General features: G+C 25.3%; 6 protein-coding genes. All 6 read left to right on the top strand.

Annotated features, from left to right (window positions below; genetic code table 4):
* Positions 1–247 precede the first annotated feature (247 nt).
* The 6 genes from BST80_RS03970 (at position 248) to BST80_RS03945 (ending at position 4,957) form a co-directional block, all read left to right on the top strand.
* Positions 248–622 (top strand): hypothetical protein, encoded by a 375-nt coding sequence (locus BST80_RS03970; protein WP_415746062.1) that lies wholly within the window; start codon positions 248–250, stop codon positions 620–622.
* A gap of 29 nt (positions 623–651) precedes the next feature.
* Entirely contained in the window at positions 652–1,119 is a 468-nt protein-coding gene (locus BST80_RS03965; protein WP_415746061.1) for a hypothetical protein, read from the top strand.
* A gap of 282 nt (positions 1,120–1,401) precedes the next feature.
* Complete coding sequence (locus BST80_RS03960) at positions 1,402–2,736, top strand: DEAD/DEAH box helicase (RefSeq protein ID WP_415746060.1); 1,335 nt, start codon at positions 1,402–1,404, stop codon at positions 2,734–2,736.
* Between the two features lie 799 nt (positions 2,737–3,535).
* Positions 3,536–3,811: a hypothetical protein gene (locus BST80_RS03955; RefSeq protein WP_415746059.1), complete on the top strand. Its 276-nt coding sequence runs from the start codon at positions 3,536–3,538 to the stop codon at positions 3,809–3,811.
* Positions 3,811–4,185 (top strand): Rid family detoxifying hydrolase, encoded by a 375-nt coding sequence (locus tag BST80_RS03950; protein WP_415746058.1) that lies wholly within the window; start codon positions 3,811–3,813, stop codon positions 4,183–4,185. The genes BST80_RS03955 and BST80_RS03950 overlap by 1 nt, the downstream gene beginning before the upstream one ends.
* Positions 4,186–4,351: 166 nt before the next feature.
* Positions 4,352–4,957: a hypothetical protein gene (locus tag BST80_RS03945; RefSeq protein WP_415746057.1), complete on the top strand. Its 606-nt coding sequence runs from the start codon at positions 4,352–4,354 to the stop codon at positions 4,955–4,957.
* Positions 4,958–5,287: the final 330 nt, after the last annotated feature.

Below are 5,287 nucleotides of genomic sequence, written 5' to 3'. Positions count from 1 at the left end.
AATTAATTAAAATTATAATTTGCTATTAGTATCTTTTTAAAAATATTTACAATTATTTTAATAGGTTATGCAAGAAGTCTATTATATTTCAACAATAACAGATTATTTAAAAAGTTGACTATCTTTTTAACATAACAATTTTTAAAACACGATAATTTTATATAAGAAAGGATAATTAAATATAAAAAAACTAATAGTTATTTTTGGGGCATTAGGACTTAGCAGCAGCGGCTTAAGTGGGGCATTAATGGCAACTCCTGCTTTAAATCCTTCAAATCAAACTGTATCACAAGAATTTATTATGAAAGATATTATTGGGGATATATCAAATTCAGAATTAGTACCATCAAATGTTTACTCGTTATTAAATTCAGATAAGAAACCATCTAAAGTTAAAACTAATTTTGGTTTTAAAATATTGAAAAAATTTCAGAATTTTACTAAAAAAGCATATAAAGAATTTAAAGCAGATGCTAAAAGTCTTGGTAAAAAAATTATCCCGCCTAAAACTATTGAAACAGGACTAGATAAAGTTGAAAAAATATCGGAAACTGGTATTAAAGATATTGTAAAAAGAAACCATGGGATTAAAAACTTCTTTACAAAAAAACTAATAAAATAAAAAAAGTTGTTAATAGTGGATTCCAACGGATGAAAAATATTGGTAACACTGCGGAAACATTTTTAAAAGAAAAGGGTAAAAGTATTGAAAAAATAGGTAAAAATACTTTACAAGGAATGAAAACAACAGGAACTGCTATTAAAACCTTTGCAAAAAAAGAGGGTAAGAATTTTAAAATTTTTCTAAAAACTCACGGTAAAAATATTAAGACAGGAATTAAAAAAGGAGCAGTTTTAGCTTATAAAGGGCTAAAAAAAGCACCACGAATATTAGGACAAGTAATAGGTCAATTTACTAATGGTTTAGTATGTGCTTTATTTGGACTTGCGCCAGGATCAATAGGAATAATATTAGGTTCAGCAACCATTGGCGCAGTTGGCTACTATGTTTACAATCATCCTGATGAAGCGAAAAGTTTTGCTAATTCAGTGATTGATACAACAAAGAATACTGCATCTTCAACGGTTCAGTTTTTAAAAACTTGATGACCATTTTAAGATTTTTATCTAAAAATAAATAAAAAAAACAATTTATGAATATGTTAAAAAATAGACATATAGAAAGTAAGTTATAGGAATGATTTTCTGTATTCAACAGGATTCATTCCTTTTAATTTCTAGGAAAAATGCTTTATTTTATTAAGTTTTTAAGATATAATTAATAAGGTTGTTAAATTTTAATTTATTCTGTTATCTAAAATAATATTAATATGTAAATTCAACAGCTGTAATGTTAAAAAAACAACTAAACTATTTATACTAAATTTTAAAGGAGACTAAATGAATTTTAATACATTAAATTTATACCCAGCATTACAGCGAATGATTGTTAAAATGGGTTATACTAACCTAACTGAAATCCAAGAAAAAGCTATTCCAGTGGCTCTTAATAATCAAGATATTATTGGTAAAAGTCATACGGGAACTGGTAAAACTGTAGCTTTTATTTTGCCAATTTTACAAAACTTAAATACGCACTTAAAACAACCACAAGCGATTATTTTATGCCCAACCCATGAATTAGCGAGCCAAATAATTGACCAGGTTCGAAAATTAGCAACTTATTTGGAAGGTGTAAATGCAACCTTAATTTGTGGTGGTTCACATATCCAACGTCAAATTTATGCTTTACGAAAAAGTAATATTATTGTGGGAACTCCGGGACGAATTGCTGATCATATTAATCGTAAAACATTACGATTAGATAAAATTAAAACAATTGTTTTAGATGAAGCTGATGAAATGTTAAAAATGGGATTTAAAAATGATCTTGATAAAGTATTTCAAAATGCTCCTAAACAATATCAAACATTATTATTTTCAGCAACAATGTCAAAACAAGTATTAGAAATTGCTAATAACTATCAAAATAATCCTGTTGAAATTGTTGTTACAAAAAATGTTATTGAACAAAATAATATTAGACAGCAATATGTAAATGCATTGTCTTATCATAAGGAAGATGTTTTAATAGCATTATATAAACATTTGCAACCAAAACGAAGTATTATTTTTTCAAATACAAAATTTTTTACTAATAAAATTGCTGAAATGTTAACAAATAATGGTATTCTTTGTTGTGTCATTAATGGTGATAAAAGTCGTTATGAACGAGGGCAGGCAATGCGTTTATTTCGGGATGGTAAAGTACAAGTTATGGTTGCCACTGATGTTGCGGCACGAGGAATTGATATTGATAATATTGATTATGTTATTAATTACGATATTCCAATAGAACGAGAAAGTTATATTCATCGGATTGGAAGAACAGCACGTGCTGGTGCTACTGGTGTAGCAATATCAATTGTTTCAAATCGTAATGATTTAAGAGAAATTCAACATTTGGGTACATATCAAAAGAAAAAAATTGAGTTATTAGATATTACAACATATGATTTAAAACAAAAACCACAAGGAACAAAAAACATTAGTTCTAGTAATAAAAAAGCAACTTTTAATCAAAAAAATAATAGTTTTAAATATGAGTATTCATATTTAGATAATAAAAAGAACCAATCTAATGCAAAAAAGAAATTTAATACCCAAGGTAATAAAAAATGAAAACAAAAAAAACAAAAATTTGATAAATCTAATTTTAGTTTTAATCGAATTTAAGTTTGCTTATTTTTTAAAAAAATAAAAACAATAAATCAACTTTTTAAAAATTGTTTTTTATTTATTATTATTTTATATAAAGCAATAATTTGATTTTTAACTAGTATGATAAATTTAAAATTTATTGCTAATTTAAATTAAATGTTATAGAATAAAAACCGTATATGATTTTAAAAAATAAGTATTATGGTTTAAAATAAATTGCCTTAATTGAATAAGAAAGAAAAACAGAATGGAAATTACTGCAGAAATTAAAAGAGCATTAAAAAAACTTATAAATCAATTAAAAAAAGCATTAATAAATTTTTTAAAAAACTTGGTTTTAATAAAATTGAAACTAATAAAATATCAAGTAAGATTTCTGGTAGTAAGAAAAAAGTTGANTTTTTATAAAAATTATAAATAAAGTAATTAAATACGAATTAAAGTAATCGCTTATCAGAGCGATTTTTTTTATTTGCATTATTCATCAGATAGTATCTTTAAAATTAAAAATTAACCTATTTTACCCTACAAACTAGTTAATTTTTATAATTTCCTTTCTGTGATTTATTAGACTTCTTGCATAACCTATTAAAATAATTGTAAATATTTTTAAAAAGATACTAATAGCAAATTATAATTTTAATTAATTAAAATTATAATTTGCTATTAGTATCTTTTTAAAAATATTTACAATTATTTTAATAGGTTATGCAAGAAGTCTAATNAATTAAATGTCAAAAATAAGAAAATTGCCTGTGTCCTATCAGGAGGTAATATTGATGTAACAACATTTTTAAATATTACTAACCGTGCGTTGATTAACCAACGTCGTAGAATTATTTTAAAAATTGATGCCCCATTAGGGAAAGGACATATTAGTAAAATTACGAACATTGTTGATTCCCATGGGGTTCAAATTTATCAAATTTCTGATTCCCAATTAGAAAATAGTCTTGAAATTAATAGTGAAATTATTCGCTTAGTAATTGATATTAATATGCGGATTGAATTAACAAAGATTGTTGTTGATTTGGAAGAAGAAGGATATACGGTCATGGAAAAAGAATTTATTAATTCAATTACACCATAATGGAATTAATTCATACTGATCAAGCACCACAAGCCGTAGATCCATATTCCCAAGCTATTAAACTTGCAAATGGATTTTTGTATATTTCTAGGCAATTAGGATTAAATCCTGCAACAATGCTTTTAGGCGATAATATTAGTGAACAAACAAGACAAGTATTAGCAAATATTAATGCTATTTTAAACGCTGCAGACTATACTAAGGACAATGTTATTAAAACAACAATTTTACTGAGTGATATTAATGATTTTGTTGTTGTTAATGAAATTTATGAAACTTTTTTTAAAGAGCATAAACCTGCACGTAGTACTTTTGCTGTTAAAGCTTTACCAAAAGCAGCTTTAATAGAAATAGAAGTCATTGCTTTTAAATAAATGCTTTTTATTTGTTGTTTTTAAACAAATAATTTTAAAAATATATTTTACTCAGCAAAAAAGTTGTTAAAGGCACGAGGGTACTTTTTTTTTTTTTTTTTTTTTTTTATTCAATATAATGATAAGTATCTTAATAGGTATCTTTTTAAAGGAAGGTGGCATATTGATGAAGAAGTTATTAACCCTTTTTAGTGTTCTCGTTTTAGGACTTGGCAGTAGTTTGTGGGTTGCTAGTTGTAAAACACGAGTGAACCATGATGTTGATGGAAATGATGTAGATGCCAATCAAAATTTTGCCATTTTAAATCAGATCAAAGCGGAAGCAAAGCAAACTTTTGAAGCGTGCTGGGATACAAAGGCAACAATTGCTATTAATGATTATTCGGAACAAATATTATCTTTTACAGAGTTAGTAGCGGAACTACAATCAAAAGATGATGCTTTAACATTAACGAGTGAAACAATTAGTAAATATCGTTTTTTAACACAGTTGCTTACTGGATTTAAAGCAGAGTTTGTTAATTTGAATCATAGTTTACGAGATCGCTATTCAAATTATTATGTTGATACGATGCCATTGTTGTTAGCGGATAATAATATTTCATTTACTTTGTATAATATTAATTTTGTTAACATTGCAAAGTTATTAAAAGGTACTTCGGAAGCAGTATTGGGAGTTACAGTGCAAGTTAATATTGATTATGAAGTGAGATTTAAAGGAATGCAAGCGAGGAATAGCATTGAATCTGTAGTAGTTATAACTAATAATTAATTTAGAAATTTTAAGAAATATTCAAGATAAATTAGAAGAATATTTTCTTAGTTTTATTGACAATATTTTTAAACCACTAGATTATAAAATTATTTGTACGGAAGACTTGTTTTTTAACGATATTGACCCAGATTTCTTAGTTTGGTCATTTATTAGACTTCTTGCATAACCTATTAAAATAATTGTAAATATTTTTAAAAAGATACTAATAGCAAATTATAATTTTAATTAATTATGTCTTTTATTTAAAAATTTAATATTTTCCTACAACGAAAAATGACTTTTTTATTTAAATTATTTAATTTTAAATACATCTTCTATGCTATCTAT

Origin of the sequence: Spiroplasma sp. Moj (assembly GCF_016082285.1) — a bacterium.
Lineage (GTDB): Bacteria > Bacillota_I > Bacilli_A > Mycoplasmatales > Mycoplasmataceae > Spiroplasma > Spiroplasma phoeniceum.
Note: the sequence above shows the minus strand (reverse complement) of the source record. Positions and strands in the feature narration are given on the sequence as shown.